Genomic DNA, 20,936 nt, shown 5'->3' with positions numbered 1-20,936 from the left:
AGGCCCGCAAAGCTCTATTCTTGCACGATGACACGCTGGACCCCCGAAAGCTGGAGAACCAAGACCGCCCTGCACATGCCGGCGGACTATCCGGATCCCAAGGCCCTCGCGCTCGTCGAGGACGAGTTGCGCGCCCTGCCGCCGCTCGTCTTCGCGGGCGAGGCGCGCCGCCTGACGTCGAAACTGGCCCAGGTGGAGCGGGGCGAGGCCTTCCTGCTCCAGGGCGGGGACTGCGCCGAGAGCTTCAAGGAATTCTCGACCGACAATATCCGCGACACCTTCCGCCTGATCCTGCAGATGGCGGTCGTCCTGACGTTCGCTGGCCGCAAGCCCGTGGTGAAGGTCGGTCGGATCGCCGGTCAGTTCGCCAAGCCGCGCTCATCGCCGCTGGAGGAGATCGACGGCGTCGAACTGCCCAGCTATCGCGGCGACATCATCAACGGCATGGGGTTCACGCCGGAAGAGCGCGCGCCCGATCCGCAACGTCTGATCCGGGCCTACAACCAGTCGGCCTCGACCCTGAACCTGCTGCGGGCCTTCGCCGGCGGCGGTTATGCCGACCTGTATAATATCCACCGCTGGACCCTGGGCTTCGCGGGCGACAACGCCGCAGGCGCCCAGTACCGCGAGCTGGCGGACAAGATCACCGAGGCCCTGGCCTTCATGGAAGCCGTCGGCGTTACGCCCGAGACCCATCCGGACCTGAGCCGGGTCGAGGTCTTCACCAGCCACGAGGCCCTGCTGCTGAACGTCGAGAGCGCCCTGACGCGGCTGGACGGCGGTTCTGGCGAATGGTTCGACACCTCGGCCCACATGCTGTGGATCGGCGAGCGCACCCGCCAGCTGGACGGCGCCCACGTCGAGTTCATGAAGGGGATCAGGAACCCCATCGGCGTGAAGTGCGGACCGACCATGACGGCGGACGACCTGCTGCCGCTGATCGACGCCCTGAACCCGGACAATGTCTCAGGTCGCCTGACGCTGATCGGCCGTTTCGGCCACGAGAAGGTTGGTGAGCGCCTGCCCAAGTTGATGCGCGAAGTGAAGGCTTCGGGTCGCAAAGTGATTTGGTCGATCGACCCGATGCACGGCAACACGCTGAAGGCAGGCAACGGCTACAAGACCCGGCCTTTCGACCGGATCCTGGGCGAGGTGCGGACATTTATTGATGTTGCGGAGGCCGAGGGCGTCCACCCCGGCGGCGTCCACCTGGAGATGACCGGCCAGAACGTCACCGAATGCATCGGCGGCGCCCAGGCCGTGACCGAGGACGACCTGTCCAACCGCTATCACACCCATTGCGACCCGCGCCTGAACGCCGACCAGGCTCTGGAGCTGGCCTTCCTTGTGGCCGAGCGGCTGAAGGCGGGACGCGTGAACCAGTCCAAGGCGGCGTAAGCCCGGCCGCCTGACCTCGGTCAGTCGGCTGAGCGCGCCGCAAAGGCGATGACTTGTGGCCGTGAAGCGGCCATGGGGCCGGACCACATCAGGACGGCGCCCACGCAGGATCGAAGATGACCGAGACCGACAGCACCCGTTCCAGCGACGCGCCCGCCTATTCCCGAGTGGCGTTCCAGGGGGCATTGGGCGCCTTCAGTCACGAGGCTTGTCTGGCGTTGCGGCCCTGGGACGAGGCTGTGCCCTATGGGACCTTCGCGCAGGCCCTGGAGTCGCTGACGACAGGGGAGTGCGACATGGCGCTTATTCCGGTCGAGAACTCCAGCATCGGGGCGGTCGAGCCGGCGGCGACCTTGGTGCGGGATTCCGGGCTGAAGGTTTTAGCCGATGTCTGGCGGCCGATCCGCCACGCCATGATGGCGGTGCAGGGCGCGCGCCTGGCCGACATTCGCACCGTGGAAAGCCATCCTATCGCCCTGGCCCAATGCGCCCGGACGCTTGGCGGCATGCATCTGAAGATCATCGAGCATTTCGACACGGCGGGCGCGGCACGCGACGTGGCCGAAGCGGATGATCCGACCCGCGCCGCCCTTGCGCCCGTGGGCGCGGCGGAAGTATATGGTTTGTCGATCCTGCGCAACGATTTGCAGGATTCGAGCGATAATCGGACGCGTTTCGTCCTGCTGGGCGTCGATGAGGGTTGACGGCGCACGGTCTTTGCGTCCTTAACAAAGCCACGGATCGCAAACGATCCGCATAACCGGACCCGGACCCATGTCCCGCCAGCGCGTTCTTTCTGTTTCTTTCGACCGTTCGCGCACGGTTTCCGGCCTCTATTTCGGCTACGGCTTTTACGGCTTTCGATACGCCGGCTGAGGCGTCGGGCGCACTCCGTCCCTGACAGTCTCGCCGGCGACCGCTCTGGACCAGAGCGGCTGTCCGCCCCTGCACATCGAAATCCCCCTATGCCGAAAGCCCGATTCCATGCCCAATTCCAACGTCCAGCAAGTGTGGCCTGACATGGCCGACCTGACGCCCGAACAGCAGGCGCTCGCCGCCCTGCGTGCCGAAATCGACAGCATCGACGACCAGATCCTGGCCCTGTTCGAGCAGCGCCTCGCCGTCGCCGCCACCGTGGGGCGCGCCAAGGACGCCCCCAGCGGCCCGCATACCAAGCTGAGGCCCGACCGCGAGCAGACCGTGCTGTCACGGATGCTGAAACAGGCTCAACCCGAGAACGCAGAGGCGGTCGAGCATCTGTGGCGCGAGATCGTCGGCTGGGGTCTGGCGCGGCAAGGCCGGCTGCAGGTCCAGGTCTGGGCGCCGATCGAGCCGACCCGCGCCTATGACGGCGCCCGCCTGCGTTTCGGCGCGGCCGCTGACATCAAGATGGTGCGCGATCCGCAGAAAGCCCTGGCCTTCGCCGCCGAAGGGCACGGAATTGCGGTGCTGGCGATCAATACCGAGGACGCCTGGTGGATGGGTCTGCGTCGGGAATGGTCGATGCTGAGCGTGTTCGACGGTTACGGCGGCGAGACGCCGACGTCGCTGGCCGTAGGCAAGATCGATCCGCCGGCTCTGCCCAAGGGGCGTCGCGTCGTGGTCACGGCCGGCGGAGACGCGGGCGACGGCGGCGGCGCGCGGCGTTGGGGCCTGAATACGCATCACGGCTGGACCATCGCCCTGACCGATGCCGACCTCGCGCCGGGCGACGCGGAAGGCTGCGTCGGCGCGATCGGTTAAGTTCGGTGTAGAGACAGCTGAGGGCCGCATCCGATGAGGATGTGGTCCTCTCCTATTCAGACCGCCAGATTGTCGATCAGCCGGGTCTTCCCCAGCCAGGCGGCCGCGAGGATGCGGGCAGGGGCGTCCACGACGTCGTCGGCGAAGAGTGTCAAATCTTCTGCGCTGCGCACCGCGACATAGTCTGTGCGTTCGAAGCCGGCGTGAAGCAGGGCCTGGGTGGCGTCGCTTTCCACGTCCGTCAGGGAACGGCCGGCCCTTGCCTGAGCGGCTGCGTCAGACAGGATGACGTTCAGCCGGCGGGCGACCGCAAGTTCGGTCTCGGACAGATAGGCGTTGCGCGAGGACAGGGCCAGGCCGTGGCTGTCGCGCTGGGTCGGCGCGCCCACGATCTCCACAGGCAGGTCCAGGTCCCGCACGAAGCGACGGATGACCATCAGTTGCTGGTAATCCTTTTCGCCAAAGACCGCGATATCCGGCTGCACCTGGTTGAATAGCTTGGTGACGACCAGGGCGACGCCGCCGAACATCTGGGGTCGGAAATCGCCCTCCAGGCCAAGTGCCGGGCCGGTCATGGCGATGCTGGTGGCGAAGCCCTCGGGATACATTTCTTCAGGCGAAGGCGCGAACATCAGGTGGCAGCCGGCGCCGGCCAGCAGGCGCGCATCCTCTTCCTGCTGACGCGGGTATTTGCCCAGGTCCTCGTGCGCTGCGAACTGGGTCGGATTGACGAAGTTGGAGGCGACGACGCGGTCTGTGCGGCGGGCGGCCTCGCGCACCAGGGTCAGGTGACCTTCGTGCAGGGCCCCCATGGTCGGAACCATGCCGACGCTCAAGCCTTGTCGTTTCCAGTCCCGAACGGTGGCGCGCAGCGCGGCGACGGTGCGGACGACGGGGAGGGGCGCGGCGTCTGTCATGGTGAAGCGATTAACCTTTCCGCTTAAGCGTGTTGGTGCACCAGACCGCAAAGTCTGGCGGCTAGGGTCGTGCTTATGACGCCCGCACCAGCGACCCGTCCAGTTCTGATCGCCCTGGCCTGCGCCGGCGGCCTGACGCTTGCGGGTTGCGGCGCGGTGGACAGCGACCCGCACCGGTTCCGGTCGATGGCTGATCATGTCGCGTCGATCAACATTCCGGTGACGGCGGCCGGGATCGATGCCCGCCCCCAAGTTCGATCGGCTGAAGAGTCGGGTCTGCGTCCCGCCCGGTTCACGCCGGTGAAGGTCGCCGTCATGGACCCCCACGCGATGTGGGACGCCCGCGACGCCCAGGCGGGCATTCGTTACGAGACCGAGGATGCGGGGCTTCGCGACGCCGTGATTCGGGCGACGCAGCCGGCCGTGCAGGCTGCAGCGCCTGTGCTCGCCCGAGCCGTGGCGGAGGAGGCGGCCTCCCAAATCACGCCGTCCGTGTTGCAGTCCGCCAGCCTGCGTGAGCCGACACACGGGCGGACGATCCAGCTGGGGGCCTATTCCAGCGCTGCAGGCGCGCGACAGGCGTGGAACCGGTTGAAGGCCAATGCTGATCTGGCGGGATTGTCGCCGGTGTTCGAAGCCGTTCAGGTCAACGGCCGCAGCCTGACGCGGCTGAAGGTCGGGCCGGTCTCGAGCGAGACGGCCGCCGCCGTTTGCCGATCCGCCGATGTCGCGGACGCCTGGTGCGCGCACCACAGCTGACACCCGTCCGCTCGCCGTCCACAGGTCTGCGTTAAGGTTCCGTTGACGTTTGCGGCGTTGAGGCCGACTCTCGCCGGACCTAGGACCGCGCTGTTTGAGTCGCGCGGTCGGCACAGAGGATTCCCTCGAATGACGCAGCCGCATGTGATCGTCCTCGGCAACGAAAAGGGCGGGGCGGGCAAGTCCACCCTGGCCATCCACATCGTGACAGGCATGCTGCACGCTGGCCGAACGGTGGCGATCATCGATCTGGACCTGCGCCAGCGGTCGATGCAGCGCTTCTTCCACAATCGCCTGGCGTGGCTTGCGGCGAACGGCCAGCAACTGCCCCAACCCTTCATCCCCGACATGGGCGACGGCAAGGCCCTGGCCAAGGCGGATGTCGCCGAACAGATCGCCGTATTCGAGCGCGCCTTCGACGAGGCGGCGGCGCAGGGCGTGGATTGCATTCTGATCGATACGCCGGGCGGGGATACGGCCGTTTCGAACGCGGCGCATGCCCGCGCCGACCAGATCGTGACGCCGATGAACGACAGTTTCGTCGATTTCGACCTGCTGGGCGACGTCGATCCGGTGTCGCTGGATCTGCTGAAACCCTCGATCTATTCCGAGAGCGTCTGGGAGGCGCGCAAGCAGCGCGCCATCGCCCAGGGCCGTCACGCCACCATCGACTGGCTGGTGGTGACCAACCGCCTGGCCGTCGCCGAGGCGCGCAACCGCAAGCGGCTGGAAGAGCGGATGACCAAGCTGGCCAAGCGGGTCGGTTTCCGCGTCGGGCCCGGCCTGCGCGATCGGGTCATCTACCGCGAACTGTTCCCGTTCGGGCTGACGGTGGCGGACCTGTCCAACGACATCCGGCCGGTGGCGGTGTCGCTGGCCCACGTCGCCGCGCGCCAGGAAATGCGAAACCTGATGAAGGCCATGGGGCTGGAGCAGGCGCTCAGCCCTTTGGACGTGGCGGCCTGACGTCCCCATGGGCCTGATCTGGCTGGCCCTGGCGGCGATCGCCGTCTGGGCGCTGGTGCGGCTGGGCCGCCAGACTGAGCGACGCGGACGGGCGCACTGGCGCGTGACGGCGACCCTGCTGGGGTCCGTCCTGCTGGCCGGCGGCGCATTGGCGGCGTTTCGCGGATCGTGGCTGGCGGCGGCGGCCCTGGCGGGGGCCGGCCTCTATCTGGCCTGGTCGTCGCGAGTCCGCCCGGTGTTCAGATCCGAACCGATCAGCGAGGCGGACGCCCGCGCGGTTCTGGGCGTGAGGCCCGACGCGACCGAGGCGGAGATACGCGCGGCGTGGAAGCGAGCCATGGCCCGCGCGCACCCCGATCAGGGCGGAACGGAAGGCCTGGCCATCCGCGTCAATGCGGCGCGAGACAGACTGTTGAGAAAGACCGGACGCATCTAAGCCCGCCCTCGGCGCAAGGCTGGCGTGGAAGGAGGGCAGGGCGGAGCTCCGAGCCTTCGCCCGGAGTTCTGTTGCGGTGTTGCCGTTTCCCAATGGGAGGGAACGGTGTGATCAGTCTCCGGTCTTGGCCTTCTTCGCCGGAGCCTTCTTGGCGGCGGGTTTCTTGGCGGCGGCCTTTTTCGGAGCAGCGGCCTTCTTGGACGGCGCCTTCTTCTTGGGCGCGGCGCCGGCCTTGGCGGCGAGGAGGGGAAGGGCGTCTTCCAGGGTCAGGTCTTCGGGCGCCACGCCCTTGGGCAGGGTGGCGTTGATCTTGCCGGACTTGACGTAGGGGCCGAAGCGGCCGGCCATGACGTGGATCGGCTCGCCCGTTTCCGGGTGGGCGCCCAGGTCCTTGAGCGGGGCCGTGGCGGCGCCGCGACCGGGACGGCCGGCGCGCTTCTCGGCCAGCAGGGCGACAGCGCGGTTAAGGCCGACTTCGAACACCTCGTCGATGTCCGAGACGTTCGCATAGGTGCCGGCGTGCAAGACGAAGGGTCCGTAACGGCCCAGCCCTGCGGTGATCATCTTGCCGTCCTCGGGGTGAACCCCGACCTCGCGCGGCAGAGCCAACAGACGCAGGGCCTGGTCCAGCGACAGGGACGCCGGCGACCAGCCCTTGGGCAGGGACGAGCGTTTGGGCTTGTCGCCCTCGGGCGGCGTGATTTCGACATAGGGGCCGAAGCGACCGATCTTCAGCTGGACCGGCTGGCCGGTCTCCGGGTCGATGCCCAGTTCGCGGTCGCCGCTCTCGGCCGAACCGTCCTCGGCCGAGGGGCTTGCGACGGGGCGGGTGTATTTGCAGTCCGGGTAGCGTTCGCAGCCGATGAAGGCGCCGAAACGGCTGGTCTTCAGGCTGAGCTGGCCGATGTGGCACAGGGGGCATTCGCGTGGATCGGAGCCGTCTTCCTTGGCCGGGAAGATGTGGGCGCCCAGGCTTTCGTTCAGGGCGTCCAGAATGGCCGTGGTGCGCAGTTCGCCGGCGGCCTGGGTCGCGGCGTGGAAGTCAGACCAGAACTCGCGCAGCAGAACCTTCCAGTCCAGCTGACCGGCCGACACCTCGTCGAGGCGCGTCTCCAGAGCGGCGGTGAAATCGTATTCCACCCATTTGCGGAAGAACTGCTCCAGGAAGGCCGTGACCAGCCGTCCCTTGTCCTCGGGATAGAAGCGGTTCTTGTCGACGCGGACATATTCTCGGTCGCGCAGGGTCGACAGGGTCGAGGCGTAGGTCGACGGCCGGCCGATGCCCAGCTCTTCCAGCTTTTTGACCAGGGTGGCTTCCGAATAGCGCGGGGGCGGTTCGGTGAAATGCTGGTCGGTGCGGATGGCGTCGACCTTGGCCTTGGCGCCTTCCTTCAGGGCGGGCAGGCGGCTGGTGTCGTCGCTCTCTTCCTCTTCGGCGCCCTTCTGCTTCTCGTCGCGGCCTTCCTCGTAGACGGCCATGAAGCCGTCGAAGGTGACCACCTGGCCGGTCGCCCGCAGGCCGGTCAGGCCGTCGGGCGTCTCGATATCGACCGTGGTGCGGTCCATGCGGGCCGCCTCCATCTGGGAGGCGACCATCCGTTTCCAGATCAGCTCGTAGAGGCGCTGAAGATCGGATTCGAGGTGCACGGTATCGGGATGGCGCGCGATATTGGTCGGCCGGATCGCTTCGTGCGCTTCCTGAGCATTCTTGGCCTTGGTCTTGTAATAGCGGGGTTCTTGGGGAACGAAGGCCGGGCCGAACGCCTGGCTGATGACCTCGCGCGCCTGGGCGATGCCCTCCGGCGTGGTCTGGACGCCGTCGGTCCGCATATAGGTGATCAGGCCGCCGGTCTCGTCCACGCCCTCATACAGTTTCTGCGCCGCCTGCATGGTGCGCTGGGCGGAAAAGCCCAGCTTGCGCGAGGCTTCCTGCTGCAGGGTGGAGGTGGTGAAGGGCGGGGCGGGGTTGCGGCGGACAGGCTTCTTCTCGACCGAGTTGATGGTGAAGTCGCCGGCGTCGATGGCGGCGCGCGCGGCGGCGGCGGTCGCCTCGTCCTTGATGTCCAGACGCTGGACCCGCTTGCCGTCATGCTTGACCAGGCGGGCGGTGAAGGGCGGGCTGTCGGCGTTCAGGTCGGCCTCGATGGACCAGTATTCCTGCGCCTTGAACTTCTCGATCTCCATCTCGCGATCGACGACGATGCGAAGCGCGACGGATTGAACCCGCCCGGCTGAGCGGGCGCCCGGCAGCTTGCGCCACAGGACCGGCGAGAGGGTGAAGCCGACGAGATAGTCCAGGGCGCGGCGGGCCAGATAGGCGTTCACCAGCTCCATGTCGATCTGGCGCGGGGCGGTCATGGCGTCGAGGACGGCGGACTTGGTGATCGCGTTGAAGGTGACGCGTTCGACGTGCGTGTCCTTCAGCACCTTCTTCTTGTTCAGCACTTCCAGCACGTGCCAGCTGATCGCTTCCCCTTCGCGGTCGGGGTCGGTCGCGAGGATGACGCGGTCGGCGCGCTTGGCGGCCTCGGCGATTTCGGACAGGCGTTTGGCGCCCTTGGCGTCGGCCTCCCAGTGCATGGAGAAGTCGTCGTCGGGCAGGACCGAACCGTCCTTGGACGGCAGGTCGCGGACGTGGCCGTAGGAGGCCAGGACTTCGTAGTCCGGGCCGAGATACTTATTGATGGTCTTGGCCTTTGCGGGGCTCTCGACGATGACGAGGTTCATAGGTGTTCGGTCTCGGGAAGGGGCGCGAACGTGGTTGGAGCGGAGCCGTGTGTCAATCGCGCCCGACGTCTTACAGCCTAGGGTAGTTGTCTTTTAATGAATGCGCGAATAGATTGCGCGACTGGCAACGGAGGCGATCATGGCGGCGACGCGACGCGAGACGAAGACCCCGGGAACCTTCCGCTCCGACATAGAGGCGGCGGCCTTTCCGACCCGGGAATATATCGGGGCCATGGCGCTGGAGATGGCGCGGATGGCGCGGGACGAGGGCGACGGCCGACTGGCGGAACTGTTGGAGCAGGTGGCGGGGGCGGCGGGCAAGCCTGCGGCCTAGATCGAGACCAGGCCGCCGGGCAGCAGTTCGGCGCGGCCGGTCAGGCTGAGTTCCAGCAGGGCCGCGGCGACCTGGGAGACGGGGATGTTCAGGGCGCGGGCGATCTCGTCGCGCGGCGTCGGGGTGGGCGACAGCAGGGCGGCGACGCGGTCGAGGAAGGCGTCGTCGATCTCGCCGTCGAATCTCATTTGATCCGCTGGGGGCTCGCGCAGGGTGCGCAGGGTGTTGAAGGCGCGGTCGATGTCCTCGATCCCTTCGCACAGGATTGCGCCCTGACGCAGCAGCTCGTTGGGGCCGCGCGCGCGGGGATCCAGCGGCGAGCCGGGCACGGCGAAGACGTCGCGCCCCTGTTCGGCGGCGAGGCGGGCGGTGATCAGGGAGCCGGACCTGATCTCGGCCTCGACCACCACGACGCCGCGCGAGAGGCCCGAGATGATGCGATTGCGGCGGGGGAAGTCGCGCGCCTGGGCGCGGGCGCCGACGGGGCTTTCGGAAACGATGCAGCCGTGTTCCGTCAGGCGGGCATAGAGGTCGGCGTGTTCGGGGGGATAGATGTCATTCACCCCGCCGCCCAGGACGGCGACGGTTCCGGTCGCCAAGGCGCCTTCGTGGGCGGCGGCGTCGATGCCGCGCGCCATGCCCGAGACGACGACATGGCCGGCCTGACCCAGCTGCTGCGCCAAGCCGCGCGCGATCCGCTGACCGCCAGCCGAGGCGATGCGGGCGCCGACGATGGCGACGGCGGGTTGGTTCAGCAGGTCGGCGCGGCCGCGGGTCCACAGGATGGGCGGGGGCGGATCAAGGGCAGCCAGCATTTCGGGATAGTCGTCGTCGCCCAGCACCAGCAGGCGGGCGCCGATGGCGTCGCCGGCGGCGATCTCGCGCTCGACCGCCTCGACCGGCGGGGGCGTGGAGGCGGCGCCGGACTTGCGCACCAGATCGGGCAGGGCGTCCAGCGTGTCGGCGGCGGAGCCGTAGCGGCCGATGAGCTGGGCGAAGGCGACGGGACCGATGCGGTCGGTGCGGGCGAGCCGCAGCCGGGCGAAGCGTTCGGCCGGGCTCAGGCTCACGCCTTCTTGGCCCCGATGCGCGGTTCCTCGCCCTTCAGCAGCCGGGCGATGTTCTGGTGGTGACGCACCCAGATCAGGACGGCGGCGAAGACGGTCAGGGAGAGGATGGGCAGACCCACCGGCAGGCCGACCACGGCGAGCGGCAGCAGGGCCAGCAGCGGCGCGGTCGCGGCCGAGATCAGGGCCGCCAGGGACGAATAGCGGAAGATGAAGGCGCTGATCAGCCAGACGGCGCCCGCCATCAAGCCCAGCGGCCAGGCGGCGGCCAGCAGCAGGCCATAGAAGGTGGCGACGCCCTTGCCGCCCTTGAAGCCCAGCCAGACGGGGAACAGATGGCCCAGGAAGGCCGCGCCGCCGGCGATGGCGCCCGCGACCTCGCTGTCGAACAGAGCACGCGCGATCAGCAGGGCCACGGCGCCCTTGCCGGCGTCCAGCAGCAGGGTGGCCAGGGCCAGATCCTTGCGGCCCGTACGCAGGACATTGGTCGCGCCGATATTTCCCGAGCCGATGTGGCGCACGTCGCCGGCGCCCGCCGCGCGGGTGATCACCACGCCGAACGGAATCGAGCCGAGCAGATAGCCGCCCAGCGCGACGAGCGCCAAGGTCCCGATTGCGGGGCCCACCATATCCTGCACGTTGATTCGCTCCCCGCGTGTCGTTGCGGCAAAATGCATCGGCGCGCGGCGCGGAGCAAGCGCGATCCGACCTCTTGACCCGACGATCGGCGCAGCGTCTGGTCCGCCCGCCTTGCCGGAGACTGTCATGACTCGAATCCCCGCCGCCGCCGCCGTGATCCTGATGCTTTCCACGGCAGGTTGCGTCGGCGCGCCGCCTGTCGGTTCAACGCCTGCCGCAGGGCCGGCTTTGGCCGCCTATTTCGACTGCGTGCGCGACGGCGGCGTGGCGATCTCGGCGCACCGGGCGGTCTCGGCGATGGATCAGCCTGAAAACTCCATCGCCGCCATCGAGGCGACCGGACGGGCCATTCCCAATGCGATCCTGGAGCTGGACGCCGTCCTGACCAAGGACAGGCAGCTGGTGCTGATGCACGACGAGACGATGGAGCGGACCACCACCGGGCGCGGTCGGGTCGCGGACCTGACGCTCGCGCAGGTGAAACAGGCGCGGTTGAAGGCCTCGAACGGCGCCCTGACCCACGCCGCGCCGCCGACCCTGGGCGAGGCGCTGGACGCCGCCGGGCGCGTCGGGGCCATCGCCAGCATCGACCTGAAACCCGCCGACGGCGAGACGACCGTCGATCTGGCGCGGGCGGTGATCGATCAGGTGCGCCGGTCGCGGGCGGGAAACCGGGTGATCCTGATAACCTATAACGACGCCGATGCGCGGGCGGTGGCGGCCCTGGCGCTGGAGATGATGATCTCGGCCGGACTGAGCGGCGTGGACGACCTGCAGGGGCTGAACGCGCCGCAGATCCTGGCCTGGACCGGGACGCGCGACGAGCGCCCGGCGCTTTGGCGTGCGCTACGCGAGGCCGGCGTCGAGGTGCAGTTCGGCACCCTGGGCCGGGAGGGCGTGCGCCGTGACGACCGCTATGCCGCCGACGGCGACGTATCGGAATACCGCGACTTGGCGCGCCAGGGCGTGACCGTGATCGCCACCGACACGCCGCTGGCGGTCAAGTCGGTGCTGGGCGCCGAGGTGGCCAAGGCGGCGACGTGCGAGCGGGTGCGCTGAAGCCCACCTCTCCGCGCGCGAAGGCGCGTGGGGAGGACAGATCGCGCAGCGATCAGGAGGGGGCGACTCCGGCGCCGGTGATGACCCCGCCAGCGTCCGACACCCGGTCGCCCCCAACCTGGCGCTCGCTGACGCGATCGCCTGTCCTCCCCATTCGCCTGCGCGAATGGGGAGGTGAAGTCAGTGAACCTTGCGGCCTGCCACCCAGGTTCCGATCACCTTGCCTTGGAGCCGTCGCCCGTCGAAGGGGGAGTTCTTGGATTTGGAGTGCAGGGCGTCGGCGTCGATGATGACGGGGGCGCCGAGGTCGAACAGGACCAGATCGGCGGGGGCGCCTTCGGCCAGCACCCCGGCGTCGAGGCCCAGCAGGGCGGCGGGGCCCTGGGTCAGGGGGCGCAACACGACCAGCAGGTCCAGCCCGTCCTCGTGGTGCAGGGTCAGGGCGGCGGGCAGCAGGGTCTCCAGACCCACGGCGCCAGGCGCGGCCTCGGCGAAGGGACGGCGCTTGTCCTCGGCGGGGGCCGGGGCGTGGGCGGAAGTGATGACGTCGATCAGGCCTTCGCGGACGGCCTCGATCAGGGCCTGGCGATCCGCCTCGGACCGCAGCGGCGGGTCCAACCGGTAGAAGGTGCGATAGTCGCCGATGTCCACCTCATTGAAGCACAGGTGGTTGATCGAGACGCTGACGGCGACCTCAAGGCCCTTGGCGCGGGCGCGGGCCAGGGTCTCCAGCGCGCCTTCGGTCGAGATCTGATCGACCAGGAAGCGGGCGCCGGTCTGTTCGACCAGGGCCAGGTCACGTTCCAGCCCGATGCGCTCGGCGATGGCGGGGCTGCCGGAAAGGCCCAGGCGCGTAGCCAGTTCGCCGGAGGCGGCGACGGCGCCTTCGGTCAGCCAGGGATCGGCCGGGCGGCAGGCGATCAGGGCGTTGAAGGCGGCGGCGTAGCTCATCACCCGTTGCAGGGTGCGGCTGTTGACGATGACCTTGTCGCCGTCGGTGAAATACAGGGCGCCGGCTTCGTCCATCAGGCCGATCTCGGCCATGCGCTGGCCGTCCAGGGCCTTGGTCGCGGCGCCGGCGGCGCGGACATTGACCAGGTTCAGGGCCGCGCCGCGCCGCTGGATGAAGTCGATCATCGCCGGGTCGTCGACGGCGGGGTCGGTGTCGGGCTGGACAACGATGGTGGTCACGCCCCCGGCTGCGGCGGCCAGGCTGGCCGACTTCAGCGTCTCCTTGGGCTCTGCCCCCGGTTCGCCGGTCTTGACCCGAATGTCGATCAGGCCGGGCGCGAGGCACAGGCCGTCGGCGTCGATGGTCTGGTCGGCGTCGATGGGCGCAGCGCCATGGACGACGCGGACGATGCGGCCGTCCTCGATCAGGACGCCGCCGGGCCCGTCATAGTCGGTGGCGGGGTCCAGCAGGCGGGCGTTGAGGATGGCGACGGTGGTCATCACTTGTCTCCCCAACGGGCGGAGAGCGAGGCCAGCACGGCCATGCGGGCGGCGACGCCCATCTCGACCTGATCCTGGATCAGGGAGACGTTCAGGTCGTCGGCCACGTCGGAATCGATCTCGACGCCCCGGTTCATCGGGCCGGGATGCATGACCTTGGCGCCCGGCCTGGCCCAGGCCAGTTTCTCGCGATCCAGGCCCCAGAAGCGGAAATACTCGCGGGTCGAGGGCACCAGGGCGCCGGCCATCCGCTCCAGCTGAAGGCGCAGCATCATGACCACGTCGCAGCCTTGCAGGCCCTCGCGCATGTCGTGGAAGACCTCGCAGCCCCAGCGGTCGGCGTCGCCGGGCACCAGGGTCGGCGGGCCGATCAGGCGGACGCGTGCGCCCATCATCTGCAACAGGGCGACGTTGGAGCGGGCGACGCGGCTGTGGGTGATGTCGCCGCAGATGGCGACGGTCAGGCTGGTCACGTCGCCGAAGGCGCGGCGCATCGACAGCAGGTCCAGCAGGGCCTGGGTCGGGTGTTCGTGACGGCCGTCCCCGGCGTTGACGACGGCGCATCCGACCTTCTGGCTGAGCAGTTCCGCCGCGCCCGAGGCCGAATGGCGGATGACCAGGATGTCCGGCTTCATCGCGTTCAGCGTCACCGCCGTATCGATCAGGGTCTCGCCCTTCTTCACCGAGGAAGAGCCGACCGGCATGGTCACGACGTCGGCGCCCAGACGCTTGGCGGCGATCTCGAACGAGGAAGAGGTGCGGGTCGAGTTCTCGAAGAACAGGTTCACGACCGTGCGGCCGTGCAGCACGTCCAGCGCCTTGGAGGACTGGCGGTTGAAGTCGACGAAGGCGTCGGCCAGATCGAGCAACTGAGGCGTGACGAACGGATTCAGGTCCGCAGCGGCGAGGAAATGTTCCTTCGGGAACGGGATCAGCCGTTCGAGGATGGTCTGGTCGGTGACGGTAAGCGGCTGGGTCATCGAGACGCGGCTATAGGCGTGGTTCACGCCAAATGGAACAGCGACAGGAACAAGGGCATGGTTATCGCCCCGCCGACGGTCGTCAGGGCGATGACGCCGGCCATCAGCGGCGCGTCGCCGCCCATCTGGCGCGCAAGCATATAGGAGGCCGCGGCGCCCGGCGTCGCGCCGCACAGCATGGCCAGGGCCTGGGCCAGTTGATCGCCGCCCAGCGCCCGGCAGACGCCCCACATGAGCAGGGGCATGACCAGCAGCTTGACGACCGAGACCCCGGCGACGGTGATCCGGCGTCGAGCCACCTCGGCGAAGCTGAGGCCGGCGCCGGCGACGATCAGGCCCAGCGGCAAGGCCGCCCCGCCGATCAGCTCCAGAATGCGCGACAGGACGGGGAAGTCGGGCGCGCCGATGAAGTTCAGCGCCAGGCCGATCAGGCAGGCCATCAGGATCGGGTTCTTCAGCATGGCCGTCAGCAGGGCTAGGGGCGAGACGCCCCGCTGGTCGGCGCCCCAGCGGGCCAGCACGGCGACGCAGGCGATATTGGTCACGGGAATGATGCAGGCGATCATGACGGCGGCGACCGCCAAGCCCTCCGGCCCGAAGGCGGCCTGGACCACGGGCAGGAAAACGAAGCTGTTCCAGCGAATCACGCCCTGGAAGACGCTGGTGTAGGACGGGCCGTCCAGCCGGATCAGCGGCTTGGCCGCCAGGGCCAGGACCGCGACGATGATCACAGACACCACCGCCGCCCCGCCCGCGGGTCCAGCGCTGTCGCCTGACAGGTCGGCATGCCAGATGGCCGGGATCAGAAAGCCCGGATAAAGCAGATTGATCGACAGCTTTTCGATCGGCCGCCAGGTCGCGTCGGGCAGAAAGCCGGACTTGCGCAGCCCGTAGCCGATGGCGATCAGGACGAAGACGGGCGCGATGCCCAGGACCAGACCGCCCATCAGACCGCCGTCAAACCCATGACGCCTGATCGCGCACCCGGTCCAGCGCGCCTTGCAGGATCCAGGCGGCGGCGGTGCGATCCACGACCTGCGCACGGCGCTTGCGGTTCAGGTCCAGGTCCTCGATCAGAAACCGTTCGACCGCGCTGGTGGACAGCCGCTCGTCCCAGAAGGCGATGTTGATGGGCCGCAGCCGTTCCAGATTGCGGGCGAAGGCGCGGCACGACTGGGCGCGCGGCCCCTCGGTCCCGTCCATGTTTGCGGGCAGGCCGATCACCAGGGCCGAGACCTTGCGATGGGCCATCAGCTTGAACAGCTGCTCGGCTTCCAGCGTGAACTTGGACTTGCGGATCAGCTCCAGCGGCGAGGCGATCAGGCGGGTGGCGTCCGACACGGCGACGCCGATGGTCTTCTCGCCCAGATCCAGCCCCATCCACGGCGTGTCGGGCGGGCAGGCGGCGGGCAGGTCGAGGAGATCGAGAACGGGCACGGCCTGCGGTTAGGACTGGCGCGGCCTTAAGTCAAAGGCGATGGTGATCGCACAGAAGAAGGAGGACGGCGAAATGCGCAGGGTTTCCCTAACTGCGGCGGTGGTTCTGGCCGTGGGTCTGTGCGGCTGCGGGCCGGCCGAGACGCCGCGCAAGACGGCGGGCGCCCAGCCCGCGCCCACGCCAATGTCCGTGGCCGAGGCCTCGCCCCGGCCGCTCGGTCCGTCCGCGCCTCGTCCCGTCATTCCCCGCGAGGAGATGGGCACGGCAGCCGACGTCTCGCAGTTCCACGCCCTGCCGGCGCTGAGCGCCAAGGTCTTCAGCCTGTCTGGCGGCGATCCTGCGGTGAACGGCCTGGTGACCTATTTCGCCCTGTTGAGCGGTCCGGCAGAGGGTTGGAGCGTCTATCCGCTGGGCGACTACGCTGAATGGCGGGTGGTCGAGGCGAGGGCCGGACGGGTGGTGCTGGCGGTGCGTCAGGACACGGCGGGGCCGGACGGGAATATTCTGAAGGCGGATCGGACGGTGCAGATCGACTTCGTCTGGAACGGCGAGACGCCGCCTAATGCGGTCGATGTTAGCACGACGCAATGATGCGGCGTCGAACGCCCGGCGTCTGATCCTTGTGAATCCCGGTGCGGGCGGCTAATCCGACCGCTTCGACTGTCACACCTAGCGTGTGTTTCAACTTCATATTGTGTGTTTGGAGGGCCGCATGGCCATCGACGCTGCGACGGTGCGCAAGGTTGCGCATCTCGCCCGCATCAAGACCCCCGAGGATCGGCTGGAGCCGCTGGCCCAGGAGCTGAACGGCATCCTGCAGTGGATCGAGCAGCTGAACGAGGTCGATGTCGACGGCGTCGAGCCCATGACCTCGAACGTCGCCCAGCCCCTGCGCCTGCGCGAGGACGTGGTCACCGATGGCGACAAGATCGACGCCGTCCTCTCCAACGCCCCGAAGTCCGCCGACGGCTTCTTCGTCGTGCCCAAGGTGGTCGAATAGTCATGAGCGACCTGACCAAACTGACCCTCAAGGGCGCCGTTGACGGCCTGAAGGCCAAGGACTTTTCCTCGGCCGAAATCACCCAGGCCTTCCTGACCAATATCGAGACCGCCAATCCGACCCTGAACGCCTATGTCGAGGTGACGGCGGACAAGGCCATGGACATGGCGCGCGCGTCCGACGCCCGCATCGCGGCCGGCGAGGGCGGGGCGCTGGAAGGCGCGCCGCTGGGGATCAAGGACCTGTTCTGCACCGAGGGCGTGCAGACCACGGCCGGGTCTAACATGCTGCGCGGCTTCGTGCCGCCGTATGAATCGACCGTCACCGCCAATCTGTGGCGTGACGGGGCGGTCATGCTGGGCAAGCTGAACATGGACGAATTCGCCATGGGCTCGTCCAACGAGACCTCGGCCTTTGGTCCGGTGAAGAACCCGTGGAAGTCGGCGAACTCCAACGCCGAGCTAACGCCGGGCGGATCGTCGGGCGGTTCGGCCTCGGCCGTCGCCGCCGACCTGTGCCTGGCCGCCACCGCGTCCGACACCGGCGGTTCGATCCGCCAACCCGCCGCCTTCACCGGCACGGTCGGGATCAAGCCCACCTATGGCCGCGCCAGCCGCTTCGGCATGGTGGCCTTTGCGTCGTCGCTGGACCAGGCCGGCCCGATCACCAAGACGGTCGAGGATGCGGCCCTGCTGCTGCAATCCATGTGTTCGTTCGACGCCAAGGATTCGACCAGCCTGGACGTCCCGACGCCCGACTGGACCCAGTCTGTCGGCAAGTCGGTCAAGGGCCTGCGCATCGGCGTGCCGCGCGAATATGTCGTGGACGGCATGCCGGCCGAGATCCAGGCCCTGTGGGACCAGGGCGTGGCCTGGCTGAAGGACGCCGGCTGCGAGATCGTCGAGATCAGCCTGCCGCATACCAAATACGCCCTGCCGACCTATTATATCGTGGCGCCGGCCGAGGCCTCGTCCAACCTGGCCCGCTATGACGGAATGCGGTTCGGGCACCGGGCGCAAGAGTTCAAGTCGCTGGACGACCTGTATGCGACCTCGCGCGCCGAGGGCTTCGGCAAGGAGGTCCAGCGTCGCCTGACCATCGGCGCCTATGTGCTGTCGGCCGGTTTCTACGACGCCTATTATGTCCGCGCCCTGAAGGTGCGTCGTCGCATCGCCGAGGACTTCAATAATGTCTGGGGCCAGGTGGACGCGATCCTGACGCCGTCCACGCCGTCGGCTGCGTTTGCGCTGGGCGACAAGCAGATCGACCCGCTGACCATGTATCTGAACGACGTCTTCACGGTGACGACCAACCTGGCCGGCCTGCCGGGCATCTCGGTGCCGGCGGGCGTGGACGCCGGCGGATTGCCGTTGGGTCTGCAGGTCATCGGCAAGGCGCTGGACGAGGCGACGGTGTTCCAGGTCGGCACCGTGCTCGAACAGGTGGCGGGCTTCACGGCCAAGCCGGGCAAGTGGTGGTAGTTTAAAATCCCTCTCCCAGAGGGAGAGGGAGGGGCCCGCGCCGAAGGCGTGGGAGGGTGAGGGGTTACGGTCTGGAAGGGGTGACGACGGTGACGAAATATCTAAACCGTAACCCCTCACCCTTTCGCCTTGCCGATCGCTTCGCTCTCGGAGGCTCAAGCCCTCTCCCTTTGGGAGAGGGAAGATTACGAAGGAGCTGCCGAAGCTCGCGCGCGAGCTTCGGCAGCGTGAGACCCATGCGGAGAAGCGGCTCTGGAAGGCGTTGCGGGGTGGTCGGCTGGACGGGCTGAAGTTTCGTCGCCAGCATCCGGTCGGGCGCTATTTCGCCGACTTCGCCTGTGAGTCCTTGTGTCTCGTCATCGAACTGGACGGCGGGGTTCACGATCAGGATGGCGCCCACCTGAACGACCATGTTCGGCAGCAGGAGATCGAAGCCTTGGGCTGGTTCGTGCTGCGGTTCCGAAATGAGCATGTCGCTGGCGCGCTGGATACGGTTCTGGATGCGATACGCGTCCAGGCGCGGATGGCAGGCACCGTAAGCTCTCACCCGCCCGTCGGCTGAAGGCCGTGGGCGGGTGAGGATGGATTTACTCCGCCGGGAGCGCCTTCAGGTCGGTGTCGATGGCGGTGATCTTGGCGTCGGTGATGTTGCCCTGGGAGTAGGGGGCGATCTGGCGCAGGGTCATGGCCTTGAACTGTCCGTAGGCGGGATGTCTGTCGAGGCCGGGCATGTGCTTGTCCAGGACCGCCTTGGTCGCGGGATCGGCGACCAGGGCCTCAATGGTGCTGTCGATGGTCGGGTGGGCGGCGTGATTCTCATGCTCCTGGGCGGGCGAAGTCGTCGGAGCCGGGGCAGTAGGCGCGGTCTGGGCCGAGGCGGCGCCGGCCAGCAGCAGGGAGGCCGCGGCGGCGGCGGCGAACAGGGGCTTGGTCATCGAAATCTCCGTTGAGAGGCGGAAGTTGATCGCCTTTCGCGACATCATCAAGACAGCCCCCTTTCTCGCCGCCGAGGAGGGCGCTAGGACGAAGCCATGACCGACACTGTTTCGAACGCGAAAACCATCAAGGGCCGCACCGGCGATTGGGAAATCGTCATGGGGCTGGAAATCCACGCCCAGGTGGCGTCGAAGGCCAAGCTGTTCTCCGGCGCCGCCGTCGGCTTCGGCGCGGGGCCGAACGAGCAGGTCTCGCTGGTGGACGCTGGCTTCCCCGGCATGCTGCCGACGCTGAACAAGCACTGCGTGGAACAGGCGGTGAAGACCGGCCTGGGCCTGCGCGCGCAGATCAACAAGCGCAGCCAGTTCGACCGCAAGAACTACTTCTATCCCGACCTGCCGACCGGCTATCAGATCAGCCAGCTCTATTATCCGATCGTCGGCGAAGGCGTGGTCGAGGTGGAGGCCGAGGACGGCAGCTTCTTCAACGTCGGCATCGAGCGGCTGCACCTGGAGCAGGATGCTGGCAAGCTGATCCACGACCTGTCGCCGACCGAGAGCTACGTCGACCTGAACCGGGCCGGCACGGCGCTGATGGAGATCGTCTCGCGTCCTGACCTGCGCACGCCGGACGAGGCGGTCGCCTATGTGAAGAAGATCCGGACCATCCTGATCTATCTGGGCACCTGCGACGGGGACATGGAGAAGGGCAATCTGCGGGCCGATGTGAACGTGTCGGTGTGCCGCGCGGGGAACTACGAAAAGTTCAAGGCGACGGGCGACTTCGGCTATCTGGGGACGCGCTGCGAGATCAAGAACGTCAACAGCTTCCGCTTCATTTCTCAAGCGATCCAGTATGAGGCGCGCCGCCAGATCGAGATCCTGGAGGACGGCGGTTCGATCACCCAGGAGACGCGCCTGTACGATCCGACCGCCGGCGAAACCCGCTCGATGCGGTCCAAGGAAGAGGCGCAGGATTATCGCTACTTCCCCGATCCCGACCTGCTGCCGCTGGACCTGGAAGAGGCCTGGATCGCCGAGATCAAGGCGTCCCTGCCTGAACTGCCGGACGACAAGCGCAAGCGTCTGATGGCCGACTATGGCCTGTCGCAATACGACGCCATCGTGCTGATTTCCGAACAGGCCAAGGCGGATTATTTCGAAGAGGCGGCCAAGGGTCGGGACGCCAAGCTGGTGTCGAACTGGGTCACCAATGAGGTGTCGGCGCGTCTGGCGGCAGACAATAAGGACTTCAGCGAGAACACGCTGCCGGCGGCGCATGTGGCGCAACTGGTCGAGCTGATCGAGACGAATGTCATCTCGTCCAAGATCGCCAAGGAAGTGTTCGATCACGTCTGGAACGGCGAGGGTTCGCCCGCCGAGGTGGTCGAGAAGCACGGGCTGAAACAGGTCACCGACACCGGCGCCATCGAGAAGGCCGTGGACGAGATCATCGCCGCCAACCCGGACAAGGCGGCGGCCGTGGCCGACAAGCCCCAGGCCATCGGCTGGTTCGTCGGTCAGGTCATGAAGGCCACGGGCGGCAAGGCCAATCCGGCGGCGGTCAACGACATCCTGAAGGCCAAGCTGGGTCTTTGATGCTTG

Annotated in this window: 22 protein-coding genes; 13 read left to right on the top strand and 9 right to left on the bottom strand. The window is 67.8% G+C overall.

Going from position 1 to position 20,936, the window contains the following annotated elements; all coding sequences use genetic code 11:
* The first annotated feature begins 27 nt into the window (after positions 1–27).
* From ACODSC_RS06400 to ACODSC_RS06390, 3 genes are all read left to right on the top strand, one after another.
* Complete coding sequence (locus ACODSC_RS06400; protein ID WP_488812867.1) at positions 28–1,398, top strand: class II 3-deoxy-7-phosphoheptulonate synthase; 1,371 nt, start codon at positions 28–30, stop codon at positions 1,396–1,398.
* Positions 1,399–1,514: 116 nt separating this feature from the next.
* The gene (locus ACODSC_RS06395; protein ID WP_488812865.1) at positions 1,515–2,102 is read left to right on the top strand and encodes a prephenate dehydratase domain-containing protein; all 588 of its coding nucleotides are present in this window, start codon (positions 1,515–1,517) and stop codon (positions 2,100–2,102) included.
* 280 nt (positions 2,103–2,382) lie between these two features.
* Positions 2,383–3,141, top strand: coding sequence for a chorismate mutase (locus ACODSC_RS06390; protein ID WP_488812863.1), 759 nt, complete (start codon positions 2,383–2,385; stop codon positions 3,139–3,141).
* Between the two features lie 56 nt (positions 3,142–3,197).
* On the opposite strand, the gene panC is transcribed toward ACODSC_RS06390, so the two are convergent.
* Entirely contained in the window at positions 3,198–4,058 is an 861-nt protein-coding gene (gene panC / locus ACODSC_RS06385) for a pantoate--beta-alanine ligase (RefSeq protein WP_488812861.1), read from the bottom strand.
* Between the two features lie 75 nt (positions 4,059–4,133).
* Between panC and ACODSC_RS06380 the strand changes: the two genes are divergently transcribed.
* The 3 genes from ACODSC_RS06380 to ACODSC_RS06370 all read left to right on the top strand — a co-directional run bounded on the left by ACODSC_RS06380 (position 4,134) and on the right by ACODSC_RS06370 (position 6,219).
* Positions 4,134–4,817 (top strand): SPOR domain-containing protein, encoded by a 684-nt coding sequence (locus ACODSC_RS06380; RefSeq protein ID WP_488812859.1) that lies wholly within the window; start codon positions 4,134–4,136, stop codon positions 4,815–4,817.
* 129 nt (positions 4,818–4,946) lie between these two features.
* On the top strand, positions 4,947–5,783 hold the full coding sequence (locus ACODSC_RS06375; RefSeq protein ID WP_488812857.1) for a division plane positioning ATPase MipZ: 837 nt from the start codon (positions 4,947–4,949) through the stop codon (positions 5,781–5,783).
* Between the two features lie 7 nt (positions 5,784–5,790).
* Complete coding sequence (locus ACODSC_RS06370) at positions 5,791–6,219, top strand: J domain-containing protein (protein ID WP_488812855.1); 429 nt, start codon at positions 5,791–5,793, stop codon at positions 6,217–6,219.
* 111 nt (positions 6,220–6,330) lie between these two features.
* On the opposite strand, the gene topA is transcribed toward ACODSC_RS06370, so the two are convergent.
* Positions 6,331–8,946 (bottom strand): type I DNA topoisomerase, encoded by a 2,616-nt coding sequence (topA, locus tag ACODSC_RS06365; protein WP_488812853.1) that lies wholly within the window; start codon positions 8,944–8,946, stop codon positions 6,331–6,333.
* Between the two features lie 139 nt (positions 8,947–9,085).
* Here topA and ACODSC_RS06360 point away from each other — a divergent pair, with 139 nt between their 5' ends.
* Positions 9,086–9,280, top strand: coding sequence for a hypothetical protein (locus ACODSC_RS06360; RefSeq protein ID WP_488812851.1), 195 nt, complete (start codon positions 9,086–9,088; stop codon positions 9,278–9,280).
* Here ACODSC_RS06360 and dprA read toward each other — a convergent pair.
* Together dprA and plsY are read right to left on the bottom strand one after the other, a co-directional pair.
* Positions 9,277–10,350 (bottom strand): DNA-processing protein DprA, encoded by a 1,074-nt coding sequence (gene dprA, locus ACODSC_RS06355; protein ID WP_488812849.1) that lies wholly within the window; start codon positions 10,348–10,350, stop codon positions 9,277–9,279. The two genes, ACODSC_RS06360 and dprA, sit on opposite strands and share 4 nt — an antisense overlap.
* The gene (plsY, locus tag ACODSC_RS06350; RefSeq protein ID WP_488813453.1) at positions 10,347–10,976 is read right to left on the bottom strand and encodes a glycerol-3-phosphate 1-O-acyltransferase PlsY; all 630 of its coding nucleotides are present in this window, start codon (positions 10,974–10,976) and stop codon (positions 10,347–10,349) included. Before plsY ends, dprA begins: the two co-directional genes overlap by 4 nt.
* Before the next feature lie 136 nt (positions 10,977–11,112).
* Here plsY and ACODSC_RS06345 point away from each other — a divergent pair, with 136 nt between their 5' ends.
* Positions 11,113–12,045: a glycerophosphodiester phosphodiesterase family protein gene (locus tag ACODSC_RS06345; protein ID WP_488812847.1), complete on the top strand. Its 933-nt coding sequence runs from the start codon at positions 11,113–11,115 to the stop codon at positions 12,043–12,045.
* Between the two features lie 180 nt (positions 12,046–12,225).
* Here the strand turns inward: ACODSC_RS06345 and pyrC are convergent, their stop codons facing one another.
* From pyrC to ruvX, 4 genes are read right to left on the bottom strand one after another with little or no spacing between them, the layout of a single operon-like run.
* Complete coding sequence (gene pyrC / locus ACODSC_RS06340) at positions 12,226–13,497, bottom strand: dihydroorotase (protein WP_488812845.1); 1,272 nt, start codon at positions 13,495–13,497, stop codon at positions 12,226–12,228.
* Positions 13,497–14,477, bottom strand: a complete 981-nt coding sequence (locus ACODSC_RS06335) for an aspartate carbamoyltransferase catalytic subunit (protein ID WP_488812843.1) — start codon at positions 14,475–14,477, stop codon at positions 13,497–13,499. Before ACODSC_RS06335 ends, pyrC begins: the two co-directional genes overlap by 1 nt.
* A 23-nt stretch (positions 14,478–14,500) precedes the next feature.
* Positions 14,501–15,424: an AEC family transporter gene (locus ACODSC_RS06330; protein WP_488812841.1), complete on the bottom strand. Its 924-nt coding sequence runs from the start codon at positions 15,422–15,424 to the stop codon at positions 14,501–14,503.
* Between the two features lie 10 nt (positions 15,425–15,434).
* The gene (ruvX, locus tag ACODSC_RS06325) at positions 15,435–15,914 is read right to left on the bottom strand and encodes a Holliday junction resolvase RuvX (RefSeq protein ID WP_488812839.1); all 480 of its coding nucleotides are present in this window, start codon (positions 15,912–15,914) and stop codon (positions 15,435–15,437) included.
* A gap of 73 nt (positions 15,915–15,987) precedes the next feature.
* Between ruvX and ACODSC_RS06320 the strand changes: the two genes are divergently transcribed.
* The 4 genes from ACODSC_RS06320 to ACODSC_RS06305 all read left to right on the top strand — a co-directional run bounded on the left by ACODSC_RS06320 (position 15,988) and on the right by ACODSC_RS06305 (position 18,958).
* Positions 15,988–16,506, top strand: coding sequence for a hypothetical protein (locus ACODSC_RS06320; RefSeq protein ID WP_488812837.1), 519 nt, complete (start codon positions 15,988–15,990; stop codon positions 16,504–16,506).
* Between the two features lie 121 nt (positions 16,507–16,627).
* On the top strand, positions 16,628–16,915 hold the full coding sequence (gene gatC, locus ACODSC_RS06315; RefSeq protein WP_267516244.1) for an Asp-tRNA(Asn)/Glu-tRNA(Gln) amidotransferase subunit GatC: 288 nt from the start codon (positions 16,628–16,630) through the stop codon (positions 16,913–16,915).
* Positions 16,916–16,917: 2 nt separating this feature from the next.
* Complete coding sequence (gene gatA, locus ACODSC_RS06310) at positions 16,918–18,396, top strand: Asp-tRNA(Asn)/Glu-tRNA(Gln) amidotransferase subunit GatA (RefSeq protein WP_488812834.1); 1,479 nt, start codon at positions 16,918–16,920, stop codon at positions 18,394–18,396.
* Positions 18,397–18,580: 184 nt separating this feature from the next.
* Positions 18,581–18,958 (top strand): endonuclease domain-containing protein, encoded by a 378-nt coding sequence (locus ACODSC_RS06305; protein ID WP_488813452.1) that lies wholly within the window; start codon positions 18,581–18,583, stop codon positions 18,956–18,958.
* A 25-nt stretch (positions 18,959–18,983) separates the two neighbouring features.
* On the opposite strand, the gene ACODSC_RS06300 is transcribed toward ACODSC_RS06305, so the two are convergent.
* Positions 18,984–19,331 (bottom strand): hypothetical protein, encoded by a 348-nt coding sequence (locus ACODSC_RS06300; protein ID WP_488812832.1) that lies wholly within the window; start codon positions 19,329–19,331, stop codon positions 18,984–18,986.
* 96 nt (positions 19,332–19,427) lie between these two features.
* Between ACODSC_RS06300 and gatB the strand changes: the two genes are divergently transcribed.
* Positions 19,428–20,930 (top strand): Asp-tRNA(Asn)/Glu-tRNA(Gln) amidotransferase subunit GatB, encoded by a 1,503-nt coding sequence (gene gatB / locus ACODSC_RS06295; protein WP_488812830.1) that lies wholly within the window; start codon positions 19,428–19,430, stop codon positions 20,928–20,930.
* Positions 20,931–20,936: the final 6 nt, after the last annotated feature.

Source organism: Brevundimonas sp. FG128 (assembly GCF_057809775.1).
The sequence above is the reverse complement of the archived record's forward strand: the minus strand, read 5'-3'. Positions and strand labels throughout refer to the sequence as shown.

Excerpts from the sequence above, each read along its gene's own strand:
- ACODSC_RS06370 (WP_488812855.1), top strand. The coding sequence starts at position 5,791 with ATGGGCCTGATCTGGCTGGCCCTGGCGGCGATCGCCGTCTGGGCGCTG.
- ACODSC_RS06400 (WP_488812867.1), top strand. The coding sequence starts at position 28 with ATGACACGCTGGACCCCCGAAAGCTGGAGAACCAAGACCGCCCTGCAC.
- ACODSC_RS06330 (WP_488812841.1), bottom strand. The coding sequence starts at position 15,424 with ATGGGCGGTCTGGTCCTGGGCATCGCGCCCGTCTTCGTCCTGATCGCC.
- gatC (WP_267516244.1), top strand. The coding sequence starts at position 16,628 with ATGGCCATCGACGCTGCGACGGTGCGCAAGGTTGCGCATCTCGCCCGC.
- ACODSC_RS06390 (WP_488812863.1), top strand. The coding sequence starts at position 2,383 with ATGCCCAATTCCAACGTCCAGCAAGTGTGGCCTGACATGGCCGACCTG.
- ACODSC_RS06380 (WP_488812859.1), top strand. The coding sequence starts at position 4,134 with ATGACGCCCGCACCAGCGACCCGTCCAGTTCTGATCGCCCTGGCCTGC.
- ACODSC_RS06300 (WP_488812832.1), bottom strand. The coding sequence starts at position 19,331 with ATGACCAAGCCCCTGTTCGCCGCCGCCGCCGCGGCCTCCCTGCTGCTG.
- ACODSC_RS06345 (WP_488812847.1), top strand. The coding sequence starts at position 11,113 with ATGACTCGAATCCCCGCCGCCGCCGCCGTGATCCTGATGCTTTCCACG.
- panC (WP_488812861.1), bottom strand. The coding sequence starts at position 4,058 with ATGACAGACGCCGCGCCCCTCCCCGTCGTCCGCACCGTCGCCGCGCTG.
- pyrC (WP_488812845.1), bottom strand. The coding sequence starts at position 13,497 with ATGACCACCGTCGCCATCCTCAACGCCCGCCTGCTGGACCCCGCCACC.
- ACODSC_RS06395 (WP_488812865.1), top strand. The coding sequence starts at position 1,515 with ATGACCGAGACCGACAGCACCCGTTCCAGCGACGCGCCCGCCTATTCC.
- gatB (WP_488812830.1), top strand. The coding sequence starts at position 19,428 with ATGACCGACACTGTTTCGAACGCGAAAACCATCAAGGGCCGCACCGGC.
- ACODSC_RS06335 (WP_488812843.1), bottom strand. The coding sequence starts at position 14,477 with ATGACCCAGCCGCTTACCGTCACCGACCAGACCATCCTCGAACGGCTG.
- topA (WP_488812853.1), bottom strand. The coding sequence starts at position 8,946 with ATGAACCTCGTCATCGTCGAGAGCCCCGCAAAGGCCAAGACCATCAAT.
- ACODSC_RS06320 (WP_488812837.1), top strand. The coding sequence starts at position 15,988 with ATGCGCAGGGTTTCCCTAACTGCGGCGGTGGTTCTGGCCGTGGGTCTG.
- ACODSC_RS06360 (WP_488812851.1), top strand. The coding sequence starts at position 9,086 with ATGGCGGCGACGCGACGCGAGACGAAGACCCCGGGAACCTTCCGCTCC.
- ACODSC_RS06375 (WP_488812857.1), top strand. The coding sequence starts at position 4,947 with ATGACGCAGCCGCATGTGATCGTCCTCGGCAACGAAAAGGGCGGGGCG.
- plsY (WP_488813453.1), bottom strand. The coding sequence starts at position 10,976 with ATGGTGGGCCCCGCAATCGGGACCTTGGCGCTCGTCGCGCTGGGCGGC.
- gatA (WP_488812834.1), top strand. The coding sequence starts at position 16,918 with ATGAGCGACCTGACCAAACTGACCCTCAAGGGCGCCGTTGACGGCCTG.